The 21,909-nt window shown below is 71.1% G+C and carries 15 protein-coding genes and 1 pseudogene; 6 read left to right on the top strand and 10 right to left on the bottom strand.

Going from position 1 to position 21,909, the window contains the following annotated elements; translation table 11 throughout:
- The first annotated feature begins 103 nt into the window (after nucleotides 1–103).
- Nucleotides 104–997 (top strand): DUF427 domain-containing protein, encoded by an 894-nt coding sequence (locus VSH64_RS13105; RefSeq protein WP_326835848.1) that lies wholly within the window; start codon nucleotides 104–106, stop codon nucleotides 995–997.
- Between the two features lie 17 nt (nucleotides 998–1,014).
- Nucleotides 1,015–1,728, top strand: coding sequence for an alpha/beta fold hydrolase (locus VSH64_RS13100; protein ID WP_326835847.1), 714 nt, complete (start codon nucleotides 1,015–1,017; stop codon nucleotides 1,726–1,728).
- On the opposite strand, the gene VSH64_RS13095 is transcribed toward VSH64_RS13100, so the two are convergent.
- From VSH64_RS13095 to VSH64_RS13085, 3 genes are all read right to left on the bottom strand, one after another.
- On the bottom strand, nucleotides 1,725–2,939 hold the full coding sequence (locus VSH64_RS13095) for an RNA polymerase sigma factor (RefSeq protein WP_326835846.1): 1,215 nt from the start codon (nucleotides 2,937–2,939) through the stop codon (nucleotides 1,725–1,727). The genes VSH64_RS13100 and VSH64_RS13095 overlap by 4 nt on opposite strands.
- Before the next feature lie 65 nt (nucleotides 2,940–3,004).
- A complete protein-coding gene (locus VSH64_RS13090; RefSeq protein ID WP_326835845.1) occupies nucleotides 3,005–3,352 on the bottom strand; it encodes a YciI family protein in 348 nt (115 codons plus the stop codon).
- 125 nt (nucleotides 3,353–3,477) lie between these two features.
- Entirely contained in the window at nucleotides 3,478–5,583 is a 2,106-nt protein-coding gene (locus VSH64_RS13085; RefSeq protein WP_326835844.1) for a hypothetical protein, read from the bottom strand.
- Between the two features lie 232 nt (nucleotides 5,584–5,815).
- On the opposite strand from VSH64_RS13085, the gene VSH64_RS13080 reads away from it, so the two are divergent.
- The 3 genes from VSH64_RS13080 (at nucleotide 5,816) to VSH64_RS13070 (ending at nucleotide 9,168) form a co-directional block, all read left to right on the top strand.
- Entirely contained in the window at nucleotides 5,816–7,045 is a 1,230-nt protein-coding gene (locus VSH64_RS13080) for a S53 family peptidase (protein ID WP_326835843.1), read from the top strand.
- Nucleotides 7,046–7,208: 163 nt separating this feature from the next.
- On the top strand, nucleotides 7,209–7,829 hold the full coding sequence (locus VSH64_RS13075) for a hypothetical protein (RefSeq protein WP_326835842.1): 621 nt from the start codon (nucleotides 7,209–7,211) through the stop codon (nucleotides 7,827–7,829).
- Between the two features lie 181 nt (nucleotides 7,830–8,010).
- Nucleotides 8,011–9,168 (top strand): serine hydrolase domain-containing protein, encoded by a 1,158-nt coding sequence (locus VSH64_RS13070; protein ID WP_326835841.1) that lies wholly within the window; start codon nucleotides 8,011–8,013, stop codon nucleotides 9,166–9,168.
- On the opposite strand, the gene helR is transcribed toward VSH64_RS13070, so the two are convergent.
- The 7 genes from helR to VSH64_RS13035 all read right to left on the bottom strand — a co-directional run bounded on the left by helR (nucleotide 9,165) and on the right by VSH64_RS13035 (nucleotide 20,074).
- Nucleotides 9,165–11,372 carry an RNA polymerase recycling motor ATPase HelR gene (gene helR, locus VSH64_RS13065; RefSeq protein WP_326835840.1) on the bottom strand — a complete coding sequence of 736 codons (2,208 nt, stop codon included), beginning with the start codon at nucleotides 11,370–11,372 and terminating at the stop codon, nucleotides 9,165–9,167. The two genes, VSH64_RS13070 and helR, sit on opposite strands and share 4 nt — an antisense overlap.
- A 182-nt stretch (nucleotides 11,373–11,554) precedes the next feature.
- Nucleotides 11,555–14,677, bottom strand: coding sequence for an AAA family ATPase (locus VSH64_RS13060; RefSeq protein WP_326835839.1), 3,123 nt, complete (start codon nucleotides 14,675–14,677; stop codon nucleotides 11,555–11,557).
- The gene (locus VSH64_RS13055; protein ID WP_326835838.1) at nucleotides 14,674–15,273 is read right to left on the bottom strand and encodes a hypothetical protein; all 600 of its coding nucleotides are present in this window, start codon (nucleotides 15,271–15,273) and stop codon (nucleotides 14,674–14,676) included. Before VSH64_RS13055 ends, VSH64_RS13060 begins: the two co-directional genes overlap by 4 nt.
- 37 nt (nucleotides 15,274–15,310) lie before the next feature.
- Nucleotides 15,311–16,393 (bottom strand): hypothetical protein, encoded by a 1,083-nt coding sequence (locus tag VSH64_RS13050; RefSeq protein WP_326835837.1) that lies wholly within the window; start codon nucleotides 16,391–16,393, stop codon nucleotides 15,311–15,313.
- 13 nt (nucleotides 16,394–16,406) lie between these two features.
- Nucleotides 16,407–16,910, bottom strand: a complete 504-nt coding sequence (locus VSH64_RS13045; protein ID WP_326835836.1) for a DUF4365 domain-containing protein — start codon at nucleotides 16,908–16,910, stop codon at nucleotides 16,407–16,409.
- A 221-nt stretch (nucleotides 16,911–17,131) separates the two neighbouring features.
- Nucleotides 17,132–18,520: a KamA family radical SAM protein gene (locus VSH64_RS13040; protein ID WP_326835835.1), complete on the bottom strand. Its 1,389-nt coding sequence runs from the start codon at nucleotides 18,518–18,520 to the stop codon at nucleotides 17,132–17,134.
- A 135-nt stretch (nucleotides 18,521–18,655) separates the two neighbouring features.
- Nucleotides 18,656–20,074 carry an FAD-binding oxidoreductase gene (locus VSH64_RS13035; protein ID WP_326835834.1) on the bottom strand — a complete coding sequence of 473 codons (1,419 nt, stop codon included), beginning with the start codon at nucleotides 20,072–20,074 and terminating at the stop codon, nucleotides 18,656–18,658.
- A 214-nt stretch (nucleotides 20,075–20,288) separates the two neighbouring features.
- On the opposite strand from VSH64_RS13035, the pseudogene VSH64_RS13030 reads away from it, so the two are divergent.
- Nucleotides 20,289–21,904 (top strand): annotated as a pseudogene (locus tag VSH64_RS13030) (amidohydrolase).
- Nucleotides 21,905–21,909 lie beyond the last annotated feature (5 nt).

Below are 21,909 nucleotides of genomic sequence, written 5' to 3'. Positions count from 1 at the left end.
CGACTCGGATCACCGACTCGGACGGCGTCGTGGTGAGCCACCACCGGCGTCCACGACCTCCCCGGGCACCCGCTCGCCCGATCGTTTCGAATGGAGCACCAGCATGGGTCTGTCCTGGCAACAGGGTCCGCTCGCCCACGGCGCGATCGGCCGGTTCCTCACCGCCGAACCGCTGCCCGAACGGATGCCGTTCGCCGAACCGCTGCGCCGCCGGATGCGCGTGCGGTTCGGCGGCGAGTGGATCGCCGACAGCGAGAACGTGCTGCTGCTGCACGAACCCGGCCGCTACCCGGTGGCCTACTTCCCGGTGACCGACGTGACCGACGGCGTGCTGGACCTCGCCACCCACACCACGAGCCACCGCGACTTCGGGCAGACGGCCTGGTACTCGATCACGGCGAACGGCAGCACCAAGGACCGCGCCGCCTACGAGCACATCGCGGTGCCCGCGCACGCCTCGGTGCTCAACGGGCGGATCGCGTTCGCCTGGCGGGCGGTCGACGGGTTCTACGAGGAGGACGAACGCATCGTCGGCCACGCGGCCGACCCGTACCACCGCATCGACATCCGCGACACCAGCCGCCACCTCACCGTGCACCACGACGGCCGGGTCATCGCGGACACCACCCGCCCGCTGGCCCTGTACGAGTCGGGTTTCGCGCCGCGCTGGTACGTGCCGCGCGAAGACGTGACCGAGTCCGCGCTCACTCCGGTCGAGAACCGGACTTTCTGCCCGTACAAGGGAATCTGCGGCTACTTCGACATCGGCGACGCGCGGCTGGCCGCCTGGACCTACGAGGAGCCGTGGCCCGAGGTGCGCCGGGTGGGCGGCCTGATGTCCTTCGAGGCCGACAAGGTCGAGGTCCGGCTCGACGGGGTCCGGCTGCACCTCGAGCCCGGGCAGTCGGTGGTGCCGCACGGCATCGACCGCGACCTGTCCCTCGACGAGGTCGCGCCGGCCCGGCAGACGTCCGGAACCCCACCGCTCGTCTCGTGACCGCGAAAGGAGCGCCCATGCCCTCGGACGTGACTGTCGTGCTCGCCCACGGGGCCTGGGCCGACGGCTCCAGCTGGTCCAAGGTGATCGGCGGCCTGCGGGCCGCCGGTATCCGGTCGGTCACGGCGCCGCTGCCACTGACCACCCTGGCCGACGACGTGGCGGCGCTGGAGCACACCCTCGCCCGCATCGACGGGCCCGTGGTGCTCGCGGCACACGCCTACGCCGGGGCGGTGGTCGGCTCCGCGCGGGCGGCGAACGTGAAGGCGCTGGTGTACGTGACCGCGCTCGCCCCGGACTCGGGGGAGACCGTGGCCGACGTGCTGGCCCGGACGCCGCCCCATCCCGCCGCGCCCGAACTCACGCCCGACGCCGCCGGGCTGATCTGGCTGCCCGACGAAGCCTTCGCTTCGGCCTTCGCGCAGCACGCTTCGGTGGAGGAGCTGGCCGTGCTGCGCGCCGCGCAGCGGCCGATCTCGCCGGCCTGCCTCACCGTCCCGGTCGGACGTCCACTGTGGAAGGACGTGCCGAGCTGGTTCCTGATCGCCGAGGACGACCGGATGATCCCGATCGCGACCCAGCGCTTCCTGGCCGAGCGGATGGCCGCGACCGTGGTCTCCTACCCGGTCGACCACACCCCACTGGTCACGGCCCCGGCTCGGGTGATCGCGACGATCGTGCGAGCCGTCGACACCGTCCGGCAGCAAGAGCGCGCCACGTCCCCGGCCTAGCCGTCGGTGAGCGCGGCCCGTTTGCGGTCCAGCAGCGCGCGTTCGGCCGCGTTCTCGGCGAGCGCCACCGCCCGGTCGTAGGCGGCCACCGCCTCGTCGCGGCGGCCGGCGCGGGCCAGCAGATCGGCGCGCACGGCGTGCAGCAGGTGGTAACCCTCGAGATCAAGACCCGCGACCAGCTCCAGCGCCGCCTCGGGTCCCGAGACCTCCGCGACCGCCACGGCCCGGTGCAGGGCCACCACCGGAGTCGGTGCCAGCAGCAGCAAGTGGTCGTAGAGCCGCACGATCTGTCCCCAGTCGGTGTCCGCGGCGGTGGGAGCGTCGCTGTGGACGGCGTTGATCGCGGCCTGCAGCTGGTAGGGCCCGGGCCGGTCGCGGCGCAGGCAGCGGCGCACCAGGTCCTGGCCCTCGGTGACGAGCGCGGCGTCCCAGCGGGCGCGGTCCTGGTCGGGCAGCAGCACGATCGAGCCGTCGGGGCCGGTGCGGGCCGGGTGGCGCGAGTGGACGAGCAGCATCAGCGCGAGCAGCCCCAGCACCTCGGGCTCGTCGGGCATCAGCTCGGCCAGCACGCGGCCCAGTCGGAGGGCCTCGCCCGCCAGATCGGGGCGGCTCAGATCCGGCCCGGTGGTGGCGGTGTGGCCTTCGGTGAAGATCAGGTACACCACCGCGAGCACGGCACTCAGCCGGTCGGGCAGGTCGGCGTCGGCGGGCACGCGGTAGGGGATGCGGGCGTCGCGGATCTTGGCTTTGGCGCGCGAGATCCGCTGGGCCATCGTGGGCTCGGGCACGAGGAACGCGTGGGCGATCTCGGCCGTCGTGAGCCCGCCGAGCAACCGCAGGGTGAGCGCGACCCGGGCGGGCGGCGCGAGCGCCGGGTGGCAGCAGGTGAACACGAGGCGCAGCCGTTCGTCACGCACCGGGCCCTCCTCGACGGAATCCGCGGCTGATCCCGCCATCGGCTCGGCCGCGGCGTGCAGCAGCGCGGCCTGCGCTTGGCGGTCGGCCCGCGAAGCCTCGCGGCGCAGCCGGTCGATCGCCTTGTTGCGCGCGGTCGTCACGAGCCAGCCCGCCGGGCTCGGCGGCAGACCGTCGGCCGGCCACCGGCTCGCCGCCGCGGCGAACGCCTCCTGCACGGCCTCCTCGGCGATGTCGACGTCGCCGAACACCTTCACCAGCACCGCCACGGCCCGCCCGTACTCGGCACGGAACACACGGTCGAGGGTGGCAGCGCCCACTGTTGCGTCCACCTCGTCCGCATCGTCCGCTGTGGGCACGCTCAGGCTTCGCCCTGGAACGGCCGGACCTCCACCGGCAGCGTGGTGATCGCGGAGATCCGCCCGGCCCACGCGAGCGCCGCGTCGAGATCCGCCACGCGCACGATCGTGAAGCCGCCGAGGTGTTCCTTGCCCTCGGTGAACGGGCCGTCGGTCATCAGCACGTCACCGTCCTTCGCGCGCACGACGGTCGCGGTGCCGGGTGCGTGCAGGCCGCCGGAGAACACCCAGGCACCGGCTTCGCGCAGTTCGGTGTTGAGCGCGTCCAGCTCGGCCACGATCCGGTCGAGCTGCGCGGCGGGCGGGGTGGGCCCGTCGGGTTGGTAGACGCTGAGCAGGTACTGCTTCATGGTGCGGTCCTTCCCTCTCGTCACCCACTACACGAACGACCGGACGCGGCTTCGACAGCGAACCACGAAAAGAGGGCTCTCCGCCGGAGCGACGCCGGCGAAGAGCCCTCGTACCCGCCGCGCCGCTACGGGTAGCTGACCACGTTCACCGGCACCGTGCCCGACGGCGTCGCGGCACCGGTGTCGTTCACGACGTGGGTGATGCTGCCGCGGGTGTTCAGCGACACCGTGAGCAGGCTGTGCAGCCGCACTCCGGGGGTGTTCGGCACCTCGAACGCGTGGTAGCTCGACACCGCGGGGTTCGTGTCGAAGAAGCAGTAGCTGCCCAGGCCCCACGCCTCGTGCGAGGTCACGTTCGCCCCGACCTTGTAGGCCGCGTACCCGGCAACTCCGGAGGGCGCGTTCCACGACGCCTGGTCCGGCACGTCGTAGGGCATCTCGTTCTGGAAGAAGATCGTGCGGCCGCGCTGGCCGTTCCACACGACCTGGTACTTCTGGTAGTGCTCCACGAACAGCCCGGTGGCGAGCACGTCGTCACCGTTCACGAGCACCCCGGTGTCGGCGGTGTTGGTGGTCCAGCCGACGGTGCCGGGGTTGCCGTGGTCGGCGCGCCAGGCCCAGGTGTGGTCGATGATCGTGTCGTCGCTGTTCACCACCAGGCTCGTGGTGGCCTTGCCCGCGAGCTCCCCGCCGACGCGGAAGAACACGTCCTGCAGCGAAGTCGGGTTCGCCGCGTGGTCCACGTGCGACCCGGCCGTGCCGACGGTGAGCAGCGCCTGCGAGGTGCGCGTGCCGGCGTCGAAGAGCAGGCCCTTCACCCGCACGCCGTCGACGTCGGCCACGTGCATCGCGTCGACCCCGTTGTCGGGCACCAGCGTCGGATAACCGATGCCGAGCACGACGGTGCCGGCGCGCGCGACGTTCAGCGTCTGGTCGAGGTGGTACACGCCGGGGGTGAAGAACAGGTTGCAGCCGGCGGCCAGCGAGCCGTTGATCGAGGCCGCGGTGTCGCCGGGCTTGACCACGCGGAACTGGCTCATCGGCAGCGACGTGCCCGGCGTCGACCCGCCGGCCCAGCTCGGGCCCGACGCGTTGGTGCGCAGCGAGGGCAGGAACACGCGGTAATCGGCGCCGTCGAGGTAGAGGTAGGGCACGTCGCGCGACACGGGCGTGGTGGCCAGCGTCGTCTCGGGCGGGTTCGGGAACGTGTTCGCGGGCGCGCCGGTGGTGCCGGAGAAGACCATGTTCCACACGCCGCCGTCCCAGCTGCCGAACGCCGAGTCGCGGGTGTACCACTGCTGTTGCGAGATCGACGCGGTCTGCCCGGACACACGGGTGTCGGCCACGTAGCCGCCGCTGGCGAAGCCGAAGCTCGCCGGGTAGAGCTGCAGGCCGCCGCGGATGTCCATGCGCCGCAACGGCGCGGCCTGTGCCACGGCCCACCGGTCGTTGCCGCTCGAGGGGTTCACGGCCATGTTCTCGGCCGAGCGCCAGAAGTTCTGCAACGCCACGCCCTGGTCGGAGGCGTTGAACGCGTCCACGGTGATGTCGCCGTTGATCGTCACGTCGTCGGGGTCGCGCCCGAGACCGGCCACGGAGGTGTAGAAGCCGACGTCGTCGTGCACGCCGTAGGTGCCGGGTTTGAACAGGTGCGCCACGCGGCGGTCGGCGAACTGCGCGGTCTGGGTGTCCTTCTGGGCGTTGAAGTCGGCGTCGAGCTGCGCCTGGATCGTCGCGGCGGGCATGCTCGGGTCGAAGATCCGCACGTTCGGCCCGAAGTCCGGCACGTCGGGCTGCGCCGGGCAGCCCGCCTGCGTGCCGCCGCCCTGGGTGAAGGTGAAGTGCGGGGTGTCGAACTGCGGCCCGTTCTTCTCGTAGGTGAACCAGTAGTCGAGCGTGGCGCCGCTGCCGAGCCCGCTGACGCCGGTGCGCCAGGTGCCGCCGCCCTCGGTCATGCGCACGTTCTGCTGCCCGACCCCGGGTACGCCGCTGTAGTGCACGTCGACGTAGCGCGCGGGGGTGGCCGGGGTGAACGCGAGCTGCACCTGCGTGGTGCCGGCCGAGATGGCGGACTGGGTGTAGTCGGCGGCCGCCGAGGCCGGGGGAGCGACGGTGAGGCCGGCTCCCGCGAGCAGCGCGGCGGCGGCGAGTGCGGTGCCCAGCCGGGTCGTCCTGCTTGTCCTCAGCAGGGTTGTGCGCCGTCGGGCGCCGAGATCGATGGTCCGGTTCACGCCGTGACACCTCCGTCGGTGATTCACAGACACGTATTTGTTGCGATTCACAACAAAGTAGCCGCCGGTAGGGGAACCGGGCGTCACGCCTTGGTAACAGTTGTCTGGACCAATGTGGGTCCGTGACCCGGGGTGCCGGCAACCGGTGTGAATATTTCCCTCATTCGGACGGGTGACCCGGAACGAGTTACCTGCGACCATTCGCTGTCTCAGCGTGAGCAAGGAGGCCGCAGTGTCGCGACTCAGGACCTTGACCCGGGTGCTCGTGGCGGTGGTGCTGGCCGTTCCGCTCCTGGGCGTCACCACCACCGGTGCGATCGCCGCCCCGCTGCTGGGCGGCGGATTCGTGGACTTCGGGTGCGCGCACGCGCGCCTGCACTGCCTGGGCAAGGCGATCAAGTCCCCCGACGGCCCGGGGCCGCTGCTCGCGTCGATGCCGGTGGGCTACGGGCCCGCGGAGATCCAGGCCGCCTACGGGCTCGCGGGCCGCCACGGCGAGGGCCGCACCGTGGCGATCGTCGACGCCATGGACGCGCCGACCGCCGAGAGCGACCTCGCGACCTACCGGGCCGCGCGCGGCCTTTCGCCGTGCACGTCGCAGGACGGCTGCTTCCGCAAGGTCAACCAGCACGGTGACGCGAGCCCGCTGCCGGCCCCGGACTTCGGCTGGGCCGAGGAGATCAGCCTCGACCTCGACGCCGTGTCCGCCACCTGCCCGGACTGCCGCATCCTGTTGGTGGAGGCCGATTCCCCGGACACCGACCCGCTGATGACGGCGGTCGACACGGCGGCGGCGACCCCCGGTGTCGTGGCGATCTCCAACAGCTACGGCGGCGCCGAGGACCCGACGATCACCGCCGCCGACATCCACCTCGACCACCCGGGCATCGCCATCACGGCCTCCTCGGGCGACGCCGGGTACGGGGTGAGCTGGCCCGCCTCCTCGCCGCACGTGACCGCGGTCGGCGGCACGACCCTCAAGAAATCCGCCGGCACCACCCGCGGCTGGGCGGAGACGACGTGGTCGGGCAGCGGCAGCGGCTGCTCCGCGCTCGAGCCGAAACCCGAGTGGCAGCACGACACCGCGTGCGCGAAGCGGACCGTGGCCGACGTGGCCGCGGTGGCCGACCCGAAGACCGGGCTCGGGGTATACGACACCTACAACAGCTGCGGCGGCGGGGCGCTCTGCGACGCACTGCTGGCGCTCGGGCTCGCGCAGGGCGCCGACGGCTGGGTGCAGGTCGGCGGCACGAGCTTGTCCTCGCCTGTGGTGGCTTCGGTGTACGCGCTGGCCGGGAATCACGTGACGGGTGCCGCCGGGCCGTACGCGCACCCGGCGAGCTTGTTCGACGTGACCTCGGGCAGCAACGGGAAGTGTGGCGGCAGCTACCTCTGCACCGCGGGTGCGGGGTATGACGGGCCGACCGGGCTCGGTACGCCGAACGGCACCGGAGCGTTCTGAACCCTGCTCGTTGCGTCCGGCTCGAATCGGCACGAGCCCGGTGGTGAGCCGATTCGCGTGTCCGCCGTGAAATTCGGGGCGTTGTGACGCGCCACGGCCCGGGGGATGGTGAGGGGACCGGTGGCGTCACCGGGGCGCCGCCACGACCGGCGGGAGGTGGATCGTGTTCGCTCGCAGCACGACGATCCAGCTGAAGCCGGCGTCGCTGGACGACGCGGTCGCGCACGTGCGTGACACCGTGATGCCCGCGGCGCTGGGCACCGAGGGCAACGTGGGGCTGTCGATGCTGGTGGGTCGCGGGGACAGCCGCACGATCGTGACCACGGCGTGGCGCTCGGCCGAGGCCATGCAGGAGAGTGCGCAGGCGATGGACGTGCTGGGCCGGCAGGTCGCGGAGATGTTCGGCGGACCGCCGCAGGTGGAGGAGTGGGAGATCGCGCTGTTGCACCGTGATCACCACGCCGGCGCGGGTGCCGCGGTGCGCGGCACGTGGCTGAAGGTGGACCCCGATCACGTGGACGCGGTGGTCGACGTGTTCAAGATGACCACGCTGCCGCGCCTCGCCGAGTTCGCCGGGTTCTGCAGCGCGAGCCTGCTGGTCGACCGCGAGAGCGGCCGGTGTGTGGCCTCGATCGGCTACGACAGCGCCGCGGCGCTCGAGCGCACGTCGGAGCAGGCGAACTCGCTGCGCGCGGCCACGCTGAAGGAGGCGGGCGCCGAGCGGCTCGACGTCCGCGAGTTCGACCTCGTCATCGCGCACCTGAACGTGCCCGAGATGGCGTGAGTGAGACCCCGGGCCGGCGGTGCGCGGGGAAGAGCCCACCGGCCCGGCCCGTTATTCACGTGCTCGCCCGTGAATACGCCTGATCCGTACCGGGGAATTCGGCAGCAATTCCCCGGTACGGCGCTGTCCGGGCGACGAAGAAACGTTTGGACCACGCATTTCCCGCGATTACCGTGAGGCGATGGTGCTGTCCCGACGCGCGATTCTCACCCAGGCCACCTTCGCCGCCGCCGGCGGTCTGGTGTGGACGGCCGCTCCCGCCGCGGCCACCGGACGCCCGCGGCTCGAGGATTCGCTGCGCGCGGCGATGCGGCGGCTGCAGCAGAGCCCCGACGGGCCACCCGCGGTGGTCGTCGCGATCGGCCGGGGCGGGGGATCTTCGCTCTACACCGCCGGAGTCTCGCAGCTCGGTACCCACCGGGCGCCGCGCGCGGGGGACCACATGCGGGTCGCGAGCGTGGCCAAGGCGTTCAGCGGCGCGACGGCGCTCTCGCTGGTGAGCAGCGGCCGGCTCTCGCTCGACACCACGGTGGGCCGCGCGGTGCGGGGAATGCCGCGCGAATGGTCGGCCGTCACGCTGCGGCAGCTGCTCGGCCACACGAGCGGAATCCCCGATTTCAGCGGAACCGACGCGTTCCGCGACGCGCTGCTGCCGCACCTGCTGGATCCGCCGCCGCCCCGGAAACTGCTGTCGTACGCGACCGATCCGGCGCTCGCGTTCCGGCCCGGCAGTGCCTACGCGTATTCCAACTCGGACAACATCCTCGTGGCCCTGATGTGCGAATCGGCGACCGGCCGCCGGTACGAGGACGTGCTGCGGCAGCGGGTGCTGCAGCCGATGGGGCTGGGCGAGACGAGCCTGCCGCGTGGCGCCGACCTGCCGGGACCGGTGCTGCACGGGTACGACACCCTCGGCCCCGGTGTGCCCGAAGACGTCACGAACCTCATCGCGGCGGGCTGGAGCTGGGCCTCCGGCGGTGTGGTGTCCACGCCGGGCGACCTGGTGCGGTTCATCCGCGCCTACGTGCGTGGCGCGGTGACCGACCACCGGACCCGCGAAGCGCAGTTCCGGTTCCGGCCGGGCGGGTCGGAACCGCCAGGCCCGGGCGTGAACTCCGCGGGCCTGGCGCTGTTCCGCTACGACACCCGGTACGGCCGCGTCTACGGCCACACCGGCAACACCGCGGGGTACACGCAGTTCGCGGCGGCCACCCCGGACGGCCGCGCGGGCGTGGCCGTGTCGATCACGGCGCAGATCACCCCGACGACCGGGCCGCCGCTGTTCGGGCAGCTGCGGGAGATCTTCGAGCTGGCCGTCGGGGTGCTGCTGGCCGGCTAACGCCCTGCCGCCTCGGTGAGCCCGGCCAGCGCGGCGGGCAACGGACCGCGGTGCAGCACGCCGAGCCGTTGCGTCGCGCGGGTGAGCGCCACGTAGAGCTCGGCGGCGCCGCGCGGACCGTCGTCGAGGATCCGGTCCGGGTCGACGACCAGTACGGAGTCGAACTCCAGGCCTTTCGTCTCCGCGGCCGGCACCGCGCCGGGCACGTCCGCCGGCCCGATCACGACGCTGGTGCCCGCCAGCCCGGCCTCCTCGCGCACGAACCGCTCCACCGCGGCGGGCAGTTCCTCCTCGGTGACGAGGCGCGACCAGGGCTGCACCCCGTTGGCGCGCACCGATTCCGGCGGCCGCACGCCCGGCGCGAACTCGGCCAGCACCGCGGCTGCAACGCTCATGATCTCCGCCGGCGTGCGGTAGTTCACGGTGAGCGAGCGGTACACCCAGCGCTCGCTCACGTACGGGCGCAGCACCGCGTCCCACGACGTCGCCCCGGCGGCCGAGCGGCGTTGCGCGAGGTCGCCGACCACGGTGAACGAGCGGCCCGGGCACCGCCGCATCAGCACCCGCCAGTCCATTTCGGACAGCTCCTGCGCCTCGTCGACGACCACGTGCCGGTAGGTCCAGTCGCGGTCGGCGGTGGCGCGTTCCACGAGGTCGCGGGTGTCGCGTTCGGTGAACCGATCGGCGAGGTCCTCGCCGTAGAGCAGGTCCTTGGCGAGCAGGCCGACGTCGTCGTTGAGGTCCTCGCGGGCGATGAGCGTGTCGAGCACGTTCGCCGCGTAGGCGGCCTGCGCCTGCTTCTCCCGCTCGGCGGCGCGCTCGGCCCGCTCCTCGGCGGCGGTGTCGCGGCCGAGCAGGTCCACGAGCTCGTCGAGCAGCGGCACGTCCGACACCGTCCACGCTTCGCCGTCTTCCCGCAGCAGCGCTTCGGGCGCGCCGGCCGCGCGCAGCCGGTCGGCCGACTCGTACAGCGACCCGAGCAGTCCCCGCGGCGTGAGGATCGGCCACAGCTCGTCGACCGCCGCGGCGAAGCGCGGGTTTCCGGCGAGGTCCTTGAGCAGCGTCCGCTTGAGGTCGGCGCGTTCCTCCCGGTCGTCGCGGCCCAGCCAGCCGCGCCCGATGCGCGTGATGGCCCGCTCGGTGAGCACGTACGTCACGATCTCGGTGAACACCGCGCGCGCCTCGTTGTGCGGCAGCCCGCTCGCGCGCGCCTCCTCGATCGCCCACTGCGCGGTCTCGGCGTCGATCCGCACGCTCACGTCACCCACCGTGATCGGCACAGGCTCCTCGGGCGTGCGCTGCCGGTCGGCGATCGCGGCCGCGAGCACGTCGAGGATCTTCAGCTCACCCTTGACCCGCGCCACCTTGGGTCCGTCCTCGGCCGTCACGTGCAGGCCGGGCACGAACCCGCCGGTGGTCGTGAACACCACGTCGGTCTCTCCCAGCGACGGCAGCACCCGCCCGATGTGGTTCAGGAACGCCGGATTCGGCCCGACCACGAGAGCACCGTGACGCTCCATCCGCTCACGCTGCGTATAGAGCAGGTAGGCGACGCGGTGCAACGCCACCACGGTCTTCCCGGTCCCCGGCCCGCCTTCGATCACCAGCACCCCGGGGTGGTCGAGCCGGATGATCTCGTCCTGCTCCGCCTGGATCGTCGCGACGATGTCGCGCATCCCCTCCCCGCGCGGCGCGTTGACCGCCGCCAGCAGCGCCGCGTCGGCGTCACTGTGCTCACCCGCCGCCGGCCGGCCGAGCACCTCGTCGGTGAACTCGGTGACCGCGCGCCCCCGCGTGTGGAACTGCCGCCGCCGGCGCACGCCCTCGGGGTTGGCCCCGGTGGCGGTGTAGAACGGCCGCGCCGCCGGCGCCCGCCAGTCCAGCAGCACCGGCAGGTACTCGTCGTCCTCGTCGAACAACCCGATGCGCCCGATGTAGGAGACGTCCGCCTGTTCTGTGTTCCGCTCGGCCGGCATGTCCAACCGGCCGAAACACAGCCCGTTGTCCACCACGTCCAGCCGCTTCACCTCCCGCCCCAGCGCACGCACCCGCACGTCGCGCTCCATGGGCGTCCCACTGTTTTCCCCCAGCGCCGCCTCGAACTCGCCCTTCACCCTCACCCGCTCGGCATCCAGCCGCCCGTACAACCCGGCGACGTACGCGCGCTCGGAACGCAATTCCTGTTCGTACCCCTCAGCTGACACAGATCCCCTTCGTTCTTCCCCGCACCCGGGTTTTCGCAGGTGACGGCTTCGGAGCGATGATTGTGCGGCATGAAGGGGGTCTTGCCACAAGTCCCTGGGTGCGTTATACGTTGATAGTGGCGGGGGAGTGTTTTTTCCTCTCCGGTCTTCTTCCGGGTCTCACCGGAGCTTCCAGTTCGTGTTCACGCGCGACGGGCGTGCTCGACAACCTCGTCCTCGGTCAGCGGTCCCACATGGTGGCTGAGGCAGAGCGGTACGTCGATCCGGACGTAAGGGGTTCCCTCGCCTGCGGCGTAGAAGCTTCCTCTGCTGAGGGAGCCGGGCTCGCCGATGGCGGAGTTCCGCGCCGTGGCCATCGCCTTGACGGCCTCCACCTGGACGGCCGCCGTGACTCTGCCGATGAACTGGTTGGCCGTGTTGCCCAAAGCCTGGTTGTGGATTCCCTTCGGGGCTTGGGACGCGAGCACGATCCCCAGACCGTACTTCCGGACCTGGCGGATCAGGTCCACCGTGCTCTCGGTGCTGGGGTTCGAAGCACCGGACGGCACGAAGTCCTGCGCCTCGTCGAGAATCAGCAGGCCGCCCAGCGTGCCGTCCGCGGCGGGGTGGGCCTTGAACCACGAGAACAGAGCGGCCTGCAGGCGGGTGACGAACTGCGCCGGGGCGTCGCCTGACAGCCCGTCGAAGCTCACCACGGAGATCCGAGCCCGCTTGCCCGGCGACGGAGTCAGGAGGACGCCCGGATCGACGGATCGGCCCGATTCGTCAAGCAGCGGGTCGGTGTCGAGCGCGGCTTCGAGCGTGTCCGCCATGCTGTCGGCCAGCTTGCGGGTCCGCGCGTTCACCATGTCGCTCGGCGGTTCGGCGAGCAGGTCCACGAGCCCTCTCAGGCTTCGTCCGCCCTCACGGGCGTAGTGGGAGAGGGCACGGCGCAGAACGCCTCGCTGCTGGGTGGCGCGGGCGGAGGCGCCGTGGATGCCGACGTGTGGCGCGAGGGTGTTGACCGTGGAGGTGAGCAGCCCTCTGAGGTCGTCTTCGTCGTCGAGGACCGGGCCGAAGTCGGGTAGGGGGTTGAAGAACAGAGGACGGCCACGGTTCAGGCCCGGTGTCCACACGACCACTTCGGTGCCGGAAAAGTACCGCTCCGCTTCGGCAGCTTGGCCTTCGTGCCATTCCGGCGGTGGCGTGGGCCAGGGATCGCCGAGCCGGGCGAGATCGTCGTTCGGATCGAGGACGATGCTCGAAACACCGCGAAGCGCGCATTGCTCGGCGAGCCGTTTTAGGAGCACGGTCTTGCCCGACCCGGCAGCGCCGATCACCACCGTGTGCATCCGGAGCTTGTCCAAGGAAGCGGCGAAGTGACGGCCACCTCGCCGGCTCGTACCGAACGTGATGGGCGACGCGGAATCCGCGACCTGCTGAGGAACACGCTGCTCGGGAGGCTCGGGCGGAGTAGTCGTGCCGGAGGCATCGCCGACGTACTGGCGCAGTTGCGTGACGAGTGATGAGAACACTTCGGTCCGGGACGCGGGCCGCGTCCGTCGGAGCCATCCGCGAATGCCTGGCAAGTCCTCGTCGAACATCCGGCGCAAGGCCGCCATCGTCCGCAGATCGGCACCGCTGATCGGAACCGACCGACCCCCGCGGGTTTCGAAATCAGCCTTGATCTCCTCGGTCTTGGGGCCTGAGGGATAGCGAGTGTTGCGCAGCAGCGACAGCTGTCGGTTCACCACGCCGGCCTCGAGCCCGGCCTCGGTCATCGCGTTGCGCATCTGTGACTGTGCGGACAGGGCGTTGCCGGTGGCGACGCCCCGAAAGGACCAACGGACGTCGTTCTCGGTCGCCTCGTCGAGGACCATGCGCAACTGCGCGTGAAGCGCCGCCCTGCGACCGAAACCGGCTTCGATCGCGAACCGGGAATCGTCCACCGAGAATTCGATCATCAAGCACTTGAGTCCCGCGCCCAACAGGCCGGGCATGAGCCGGTCTTCGGTTGCCTTGTCGAGCGGCGTCTCAGGGTCCGCCTCACTCCGCAGTACTTCGAACCGTTCGGTGAGCGCTTCGTCTTCGGCACGGTCCTCGACGGCCGATGCGCTGCTGACAGTCGCGGTTGCCGTCTCCGTTTCGCTCAGCGTGGTCAGTTCGATCACGTGTCCGGCGTCGAGGCACGCCTTGACGTGCTGGGCCATCCGCTGCAGGAGACGGCGGACGGTATAGCGCCGCGGCGCTTGCGCGAGTGCGGCGGCGGTGATCGGGAAGGTCGGGTACGGCGGGCTGAAGCCCGTCGACTCGTAGGTCGCGCGGAGACGGCTCGCGACGATGGCAGCGGCCGTTGCTTCGTCGGGGATAGCCCCGAGTTCTGGCAGGAGGTCGAACCGGTCCAGTGCCGAGCCCATGGCCGCCTGGGAGATCTTGTGCCAGGTGTCCGGCTGACAGGCGACGACCATGAGCGTGCGTCGGGTCTCTTCCCTGAGGTCCATCAGCCCGTCTGCGATGTCCCCGCTCAGGCGCCTGGCGGCCCGTCGTTCGCCCGACGACGGCGTGGTGAGCGCCGAGCTCTCGGACACGGCCACGAGGTTGTCGAGCTGGTCGAACGCGAACACCAGCGGGCCGACGAGGGCGAACAGGCGGGTCAGATCACGAAGCACGCGCTGCGCGGGAGTCGCGGTGGAAGGCAAACCCCACACGGCGCGCTGCCCCAGCTCATCGTCGTTGAGTGCGAAGTAGGAGGTACCGGCCGCCACGGCGTCGTCGCGCGCTGCCGCGACCAGTACCAGTGCGCGAGCGGTGTCGCGAGCCTCGTTGCCCACCTGCCGATCCAGCCGGCGGATCCCGCCGACGAAGGTGTCGAGGTCGGCAGAGGTCACATCGCGTTCACCGGTGACGGCTGCACAGGTCGCGTCGTCGAGTCCCGCCGCACGCGAGAGCTCGCGCAGAAGGTGCAGCAGCTGCTCCTGCCCTCCCTCGTCTTTGCGGTAGAGGCTGTCCACCAGGCTGCCTGTGGCACTGCGCCAGAAGTCGTGGCCGTTCACGAGCTTGATGTAGAAGAAGAACCCGCCCCGATTCTGGATCTCCTCCCGCGTCCAGCTGAGGAGGTGGGTCTTGCCTGCCCCGGCTTCGCCCTGGATCACAGCTGCGGACGGTGCCCGATCGTCGCTGACCTCCTTCATCGCCGCGAGGAGCCGCCGTGACACATCAGGGTGGAGGCTTTCGACGTGGTACGGCGAGACCGAGTTCCAAACCTCGTCCTGTGTGGGCACTGTGCCGAGATGCAGCCGGCTGAGCGCCTCGAGCGCCGGATTCACTCCGCCCCGATCCTCAACAGGTGGCGCGCCTGGCCTCCGATGTCGACCGCCGCGTCGTGCTCCTCGTCGGTCAGCGTCTTCCGGTTCAGCTCGGCCATCAACCGCACATCGGGCTGCTCGATCATCCGATCCAGCTCGGCGTCGACGACGTCCCTGGGGACGTTTTCGAGCCAGGGCCGGACTGTCGAGAGCTTGACCCAGCTCCCCGGCGGTCGGCGCACCGTCAATTCGGCGTACACCGCGCGGATCCAGCCTTCGAGATCGGGCCGGAAGAACTCGCCGAACTTGATGTCCGATCGCGCGAGGAACTGCCCGACGGTCTCCATCGCGGCGTAGAGCGCGCCCGCGGGGAACTTGGCGCCGTCGGGGCGGCCGGCCGCGAGTGCCGACTCACACCAGCTGCGGCCCTCGGCCGTGAGCCGATGGGTGTTGACGGCTCCGCGCTTCGTCGTCGAGATGAGTTCGATGTCCTGATTGGCCCTTCCGCGAACCGCGGCGGTGATCTCGAGGCCGGCGAGGTCACGCAACTCCCGGTTCGTCACCGGCCGCGCCACCATCATCAGCGTGAACAGGGAAACCTGGTCGCGCACGGTCATCTCGGTTGCCACGGTCGTCCTCCGGGTTCGGATCGGGTCAGATCTCGAGGTCGCGGCCGGGTACCAGCTCCACCCGGCCGGTCGTGCTGGACAGTTCGCCGGACACGCTGACCTGGCGGTGCTCGCGATGAGCGGCGATCGCCCGGTCGTAGGTGATTTGGTCAGGCAGGCGGACCCAGACCGACTTCCGGGGTGACTGGCGGTCGTGTTCGGTGCGCAGGGTGCCGTCCACCTTGATTCGCCAACGGTCCCCGCCGCCGTCGTCGTCGTGCAGCCAGCTGATGGTCCCGGTGACCGAGGCCGGGCCCGATGCGTTGAGTCCACGCAACCGGGCTGCCGCCGCCTTCAGCAGTGGTTCCGCGTGCGCCGGGAATGCCAGGGCCGACGACGGCGCGTCGTGCGGCCGCGCGCGAGCCCACCGGAACGTGACTTCGAACGGTTCCCCGTCGGAACCGGACAGACCGCTCAACGCGGTGCACAGTTCGGCTGAGACGCCGGCGGTGACAGCGTCGTCGAACGCGGCGGGCCGGTCGGTCAGCACCGCGGTCTGGGCCGCCGCGACGGCTTCGTGAAGCTGCACAAGCACCATTCGCCCGTCGAGCTGTTCGTCCGATGTGGTCCTGGCCGTCGCGTTCGCCGACAACCGGATTTCGATGACGTAGCTGCCCGCTCGGGAGGGCCCGAGTTCCGCCGCCCGCACCAGATCGCCCACCGCGGCGGGCGAACGGCCGGCGAACGCGAAGTGCGGTCCTTGAAGTGCCGTCCGAGCGGCCGTCGCAAGAAGATCGCGCACTCCCTTCACCGCCTGAAAACCGGATTCCAGCGAGGTGTAGCCAGAGTCGTGGTCGACGGGGAAGGTGCGGAAGAGCTGCTTGTCCAGGTACGGGCGCGAGATTTCCTGAGCGAGATCGGGGATCGGGCGGTCTTCCACTTCGGCCAGGCACCTGAGGATCTCGCGGACTCTGCGCTCGCCGTCGCCCATACCGTCGCGGATCGGCACCGAGACCTCGAAGTCGTCGGGGTGGTGCCAGGTGCTGGTTCCCCGCAAGTCATGCGGATCTTGTTCTTCCCAGCCCGTCTGGGCGAGGTAGCTGATGATGTCGGCGACGTTCAGCGGCATCGGCACTTCTGCCTCACCAGGCCGATCGGGTCTCGGTGAGCCGGCGCAGCGTGGCGGCGGTCAGCACGTTGGCGGTCGGCACCCTGACCGGGCGTTTCTTGTTCTTGTCGGGGTTCGCGATCGGCTGTTCGGCATGCAGGGAGACGAAGTAGCCGAGGTGGCGCAACAGCACGCCCTCAGTGAGGGACGAGGCGTAGGAGCCACTGTCGGGCGGAACGCAGATCACGAAGAGGAACCGGGGAATCGAGAAATCGGGTCCGGCGAGCTTGTTGAACTGCCATTCGCTGAGGCCGCGGTAGATCAGGTTCCCCGACGACTGTCTGGGGACCGACCACGTCTTGATCTGTGCCTCGATGGTCGGAGAGAACACTCTTCCGTAGTGGCCGGTGGCACGGAACCCGAGATCGATACCGTCGACGTCGAGATCTTCTTTGAGTACGAGCAGCCCGGCGGCGGAGGCGAGCACCCGGACGTAGTCCTCCCCGAACTTGCCCTGGTGCTGCTTGGCATCGAGCATGTCGTTGCCCTCCCCGAGCGTGAACGTGCCGCGTGGGGGAGCGTATTGGCGGTACCAGAGTCTGTCTGTACGGCAACGTGTTGATTCACCGGCCGGCATTCGTCGCCGTCGATGACACGCAAGGGCGCAGACGTGTGATTCTCGCGGTGGATTCCGGGAAACCAGGCGAGCCCTGATTTCAGGCGGTCAGGGCTCGCCTGGTTTCCGACAACACGGAAAGCTCAGTCCCTCTTCTCGGTCCACCACTTCCGCCCGCTCTCCGGCAACGTCGAGATCGGGTCGTAGTACGGGTACCGCCGCTGCAGCGCTTCGGGGTCGGAGTGCTCGATGCCGGTGCGGTAGTTCTTCGTCCAGTACGAGATGCCCAGGTCGCGGTCGTAGTCCGCGAGCTGGTGCACCCAGCGCTTCCCGACGTAAGGCACGTCGCACACGATGCGTGGCGTGGCGTAGCCCGGGAGGTAGCCCATGATGGCGTGCTGCAGTTCCTGGGCTTCCCACACGGCCACGCGCCAGTGTTCGGCGTTGGGGATCATGTCGCACATGTAGAAGTAGTACGGCAGGATGTTCGCTTCGCCCTGGAGGGCGAAGCACAGGTCCAGCAGCGCCGCGGGGGTCGCGTTGACGCCGCGCATCAGCACGCCCTGGTTGCGCACGTCGCGAACGCCCACCTCGAGGGCGGTACGGGCGGCTTCGGCCACGAGCGGGGTCACGGACTGGGCGTGGTTCACGTGCGTGTGGATGGCGAGGTTGACCCCGCGCCGCTGGGCGGTCACGGCGACGCGTTCGAGGCCTTCGACCACCTTGGGCTGCAGCCAGTGCTGCGGGAGAGCCGCGAGGGCCTTCGTCGCGAGGCGCACGTCGCGGACGGTTTCGATGTCCATGAGGCGCATGAGGAAGGACTCGAGCTGCGGCCAGGGGACGTTGGCGACGTCGCCGCCGGACACCACGACGTCGCGGACGCCGGGGGTGCGCTTGAGGTAGTCGATCATCGCGTCCTGGCGGTCGACCGGTTTGAGCGTGAGCTTGTGCTTCTCGACCTGCTCGGTCGAGTTGCCGACGAGGTCCATGCGGGTGCAGTGCCCGCAGTACTGGGGGCAGGTGGAGATCATCTCGGCCAGCACCTTGGTGGGATACCGGTGCGTGAGGCCTTCGACGACCCACATCTCCGCTTCGTGCAGCGAGTCGCGTTCCGAGTGCGGGTGGCTGGGCCACGCGAGGTCACGGTCGCTGCGCACGGGCAGCATGTAGCGGCGGATCGGGTCGGCGTAGAAGGCCTCGGTGACCTTCACCGGGTCGCTGCCGGCGTCGGCGGCCATGGTGTTGAGCATCTGCGGTGGCAGCAGCATCGACATCGTGGCCATTTCGCGCTGGTCGGCGAGCAGGTCCTCGTAGAACCGCTCCTCCAGCAGGTCGCCCATCAGCGCGCGCAGCTGCTTCACGTTCCGCACGCAGTGCACCCGCTGCCACTGCGCGTCACGCCACTCGGCGTCCGTCACGTCGTGCCATCCGGGGAAGCGGCGCCAGTCCGGCTCCACCAACTCGGTGCGGGCGTACTCATACGGCTGGTCCTGGGCGGTGGCAGGCGGCACAGGTTCCTGGATCGCAGTCATCTGTACTCCAGTCATTCGTGCGACAAGTCGTCGTGATTACGTCAAAATATCCTGCCACAACGCTCTCACGGCGTAAATCTTCTTGCACAACGACGGGGGTGCTGCAACGACCGAAGCCCCTGCAGCACCCCGGGCTCAGGCGGCCGGCCGGATGTTGTGGTTCACCCGGAACAGGTTGCCGGGGTCGTAGACCTGCTTCACCGCGGCGAGCCGGTCGTAGCGTTCCGGCCCGTAGATCGCGCGCACCGCGGCCGCCGACGAACCCTCGTCGGCGGAGAGGAAGTTCGGCGACTGCCGTTCGGAAGCCCAGGGCGCCAGCGCGCCGACAACGTTGTCGAGAGCCGCGCGGAGCTCCTCGGCCCGCTCAGGGCCGCCGACGCCGAGCGCGAACACCACGAACGGCACCCCGCGCACCGGCACCGCGTTGGGTGTGGCGGGCTCGCGATCGAGCGCGCCGCCGAGTGCGCGCAGCTCCACGCCGAGCAGCGGGCAGTCCGAGCCGGCCCCGGTGAGCTCCACGAGCGCGTCGATCGTCGCGGGCGTGACCTCGCGCAGGGTGGTGGTGCGGTCGTAGTAGGGCAACGGGTCGGCCGGGTCGAGGTGGATCTCGCCGATCGCGGTGAACGGCTTGTCCTCCACCAGGTCCAGCAGCACCGGCGCGATGTCGCGCAGCGGGGCGAGCAGCCGCTCGGCGTCGGCGGGGGAGCCGAGGTGGGCGAAGCGCAGGTGCACCACGAAGGCGCCGCGCAGCACCTCGGGCAGCTCGGGCGCCGGCGGCAGCCGCTGCACCATCACCGACGTCGTGGCCTCCTCGGGCAGCTGCGGCACCCACTGGCGCCACGCGTGCAGCACCGCGGCCAGGTCCTCGCCGGCGTAGTAGAGGCCGCCGCCGTAGAAGCGGGTGACGGGGAACAGGTCGAACTCCATCGCCGTGACCACGCCGAAGTTGCCCTTGCCGCCGCGCAGCGCCCAGAACAGGTCGCGTTCGGACTCGGCGGTCACGGTGCGGTGGGTGCCGTCGGCGGTCACCACCTCGATGAGGCGCACGTGGTCGGCCGCGTAGCCGCGGGAACGCCCGATCACCGGGCTCAGGCCACCGCCGAGGGTGTAGCCCACCACCCCGACACCGGGCGCGGACCCGGCCAGCGGCGCGAGCCCGTGCTTCGCGGCTTCGTCCACGACCTGCTGCCAGCGGGCACCGGCTTCGACCCGCGCGGTACGGCGCCAGGGGTCCACGGTCACGCTCGCCATCCGGTTCGTGGTGATCAGCACCGCTTCCCGCGCCCGGTCCACGACCTGGTGAGCCGTCGCCTTGATCGCTACGGGCAGTGATCGGCGCCGGGCGAACCGGACGGCGTTCTGCACGTCGGCGGCCGAGGCCGCGGCGACCACGAGCGCGGGTTCGAGCGGGTTGTTCACGTTGAAGGCGGCGCACTCGGCGGCGTACCCGGGCGCACCCGGCAGCAGCACCGCGCCCTCGGTCACGGCGACCAGGTCGGTGACGTCTTCGGCCTGGATGAGCCCGGTGCCCGGGCTCGCGACGATCTGGTGCATCGAAGTCCCCTGTCTCCGCACGCGGCCGGTCGCCCGTGCCGCGCGTCCCCTTCGGCGGCCACCCGGCGGCGCCGCCCCCTCACGGACCAAGCACGTGCCGACCAGCCCAACCCGTTCAGGTGACCTGGCTCACACGTTCCACAAGATGATCACGAAGAGTGAAGAAGGCGGCCCCCAGCCGGAGGAACGGAGACCGCGGGGGAGACTCGACACCGTGACGAACGACAGCACCACGCTCCTGCTCGGTGGCAGGATCTACACCCCCTCTTCCCCGACGCGACGGCGCTGGCCGTGTCCGGCGGCACCGTGGTCTGGGTCGGCCAGGACGCCCCGGCCCGCGCGCTGCATCCGGACGCGACGGTGGTCGACCTCGACGGCGCGTTCGTCGCCCCTTCGTTCGTCGACGCCCACGTGCACGCCACCGCCACCGGCCTGCACCTGACCGGCCTCGACCTCACACGCGTGCGCAGCGCCGGCGAGCTGCTGGCCGCCGTGCGCGCCGCGGTCGCCGCCGACCCGGGCCAGGTGCTGCTCGCCCACGGCTGGGACGAGTCGACCTGGACCGACCCGCGCCTGCCCAGCCGCGCCGAGCTCGACGAAGCCGTCGGCGCGACGCCGGTCTACCTCAGCCGAGTCGACGTGCACTCCGCCCTGGTCTCGAGCGAGCTCGTGCACTTCGCCCCGGCTGCGCGCGAAAGCGAAGGCTGGTCCGCCGACGGACCGCTGACCCGCGACGCCCACCACCGGGTCCGCGCCGCCGCGCGCGCCGCCATCTCCCCGGGCCAGCGCGCCGCCGCGCAGCGCGCCTTCCTCACCGAGGCCGCCGCCCGTGGGATCACCTCCGTGCACGAATGCGGCGGCCCGGACATCGCCGGTCGCGACGACTTCGCGGACCTGCTCGAGCTCGCCGCCGAACCGGGCCGGCCCGAGGTCGTCGGCTACTGGGGCGAGCTGCGCGGCCTCGCCACCGCCCGCGCGCTCGGCGCCCACGGCGTGGCCGGCGACCTGTTCGTCGACGGCGCCCTCGGCTCCCGCACCGCCGCGCTGAGCAGCCCGTACGCCGACGAGCCCGGCACGTCCGGCGCCCTCTACGCCGACGCCGCCGGGATCGCCGACCACCTCGCCGCCTGCACCGAGGCCGGGCTGCAGGCCGGGTTCCACGTGATCGGCGACGCGGCCGTGGCGGAGGTAGTGGAAGGCTTCCGGCTGGCCGAGAAGGAAGTGGGCCGCCGCGCGCTCGCCGCCCGCCACCACCGGCTCGAGCACCTCGAGATGGTCACCGCCGAGCAGGCCCGCGACCTCGCCGGCTGGGGTGTGGTCGCCTCCGCGCAGCCGCTGTTCGACGACGCCTGGGGCGGCGAGGCCGGCATGTACGCCGAGCGGCTCGGCGCCGAGCGCGCCGCGGGCCTCAACCCGTTCGCCACCCTCGCCGCGGAAGGGGTCGTGCTCGCGTTCGGCTCCGACTCGCCGGTGACCGCCCTCGACCCGTGGGCCGCCGTCCGCGCCGCCGTGCACCACCACACGCCCGGCGCCCGGCTCTCCGCGCGCGCCGCGTTCACCGCCCACACGCGCGCCGGCCACCGCGCCGCCGGCGTGAACGACGGCCTCACCGGCACCCTCGTGCCGGGCGCGCCCGCGCACTACGCGATCTGGGACGCGAGCGACCTCGTGGTCGCCACGGCCGACAGCCGCGTGCAGCGCTGGTCCACCGATCCGCGCTCCGGGGTGCCGCCGCTGCCGCGCCTCGAACCGGGCGTCGCGCTGCCGAAGTGCCTGCGGACGGTGCGCGGCGGCACGGTCATCTACGACCAGTTCACCTCCGCCTCCTAGAGTTC

Source organism: Amycolatopsis rhabdoformis (genome assembly GCF_035918295.1).
Lineage (GTDB): Bacteria > Actinomycetota > Actinomycetes > Mycobacteriales > Pseudonocardiaceae > Amycolatopsis > Amycolatopsis rhabdoformis.
This window is presented reverse-complemented; position numbering and strand designations above follow the sequence as displayed.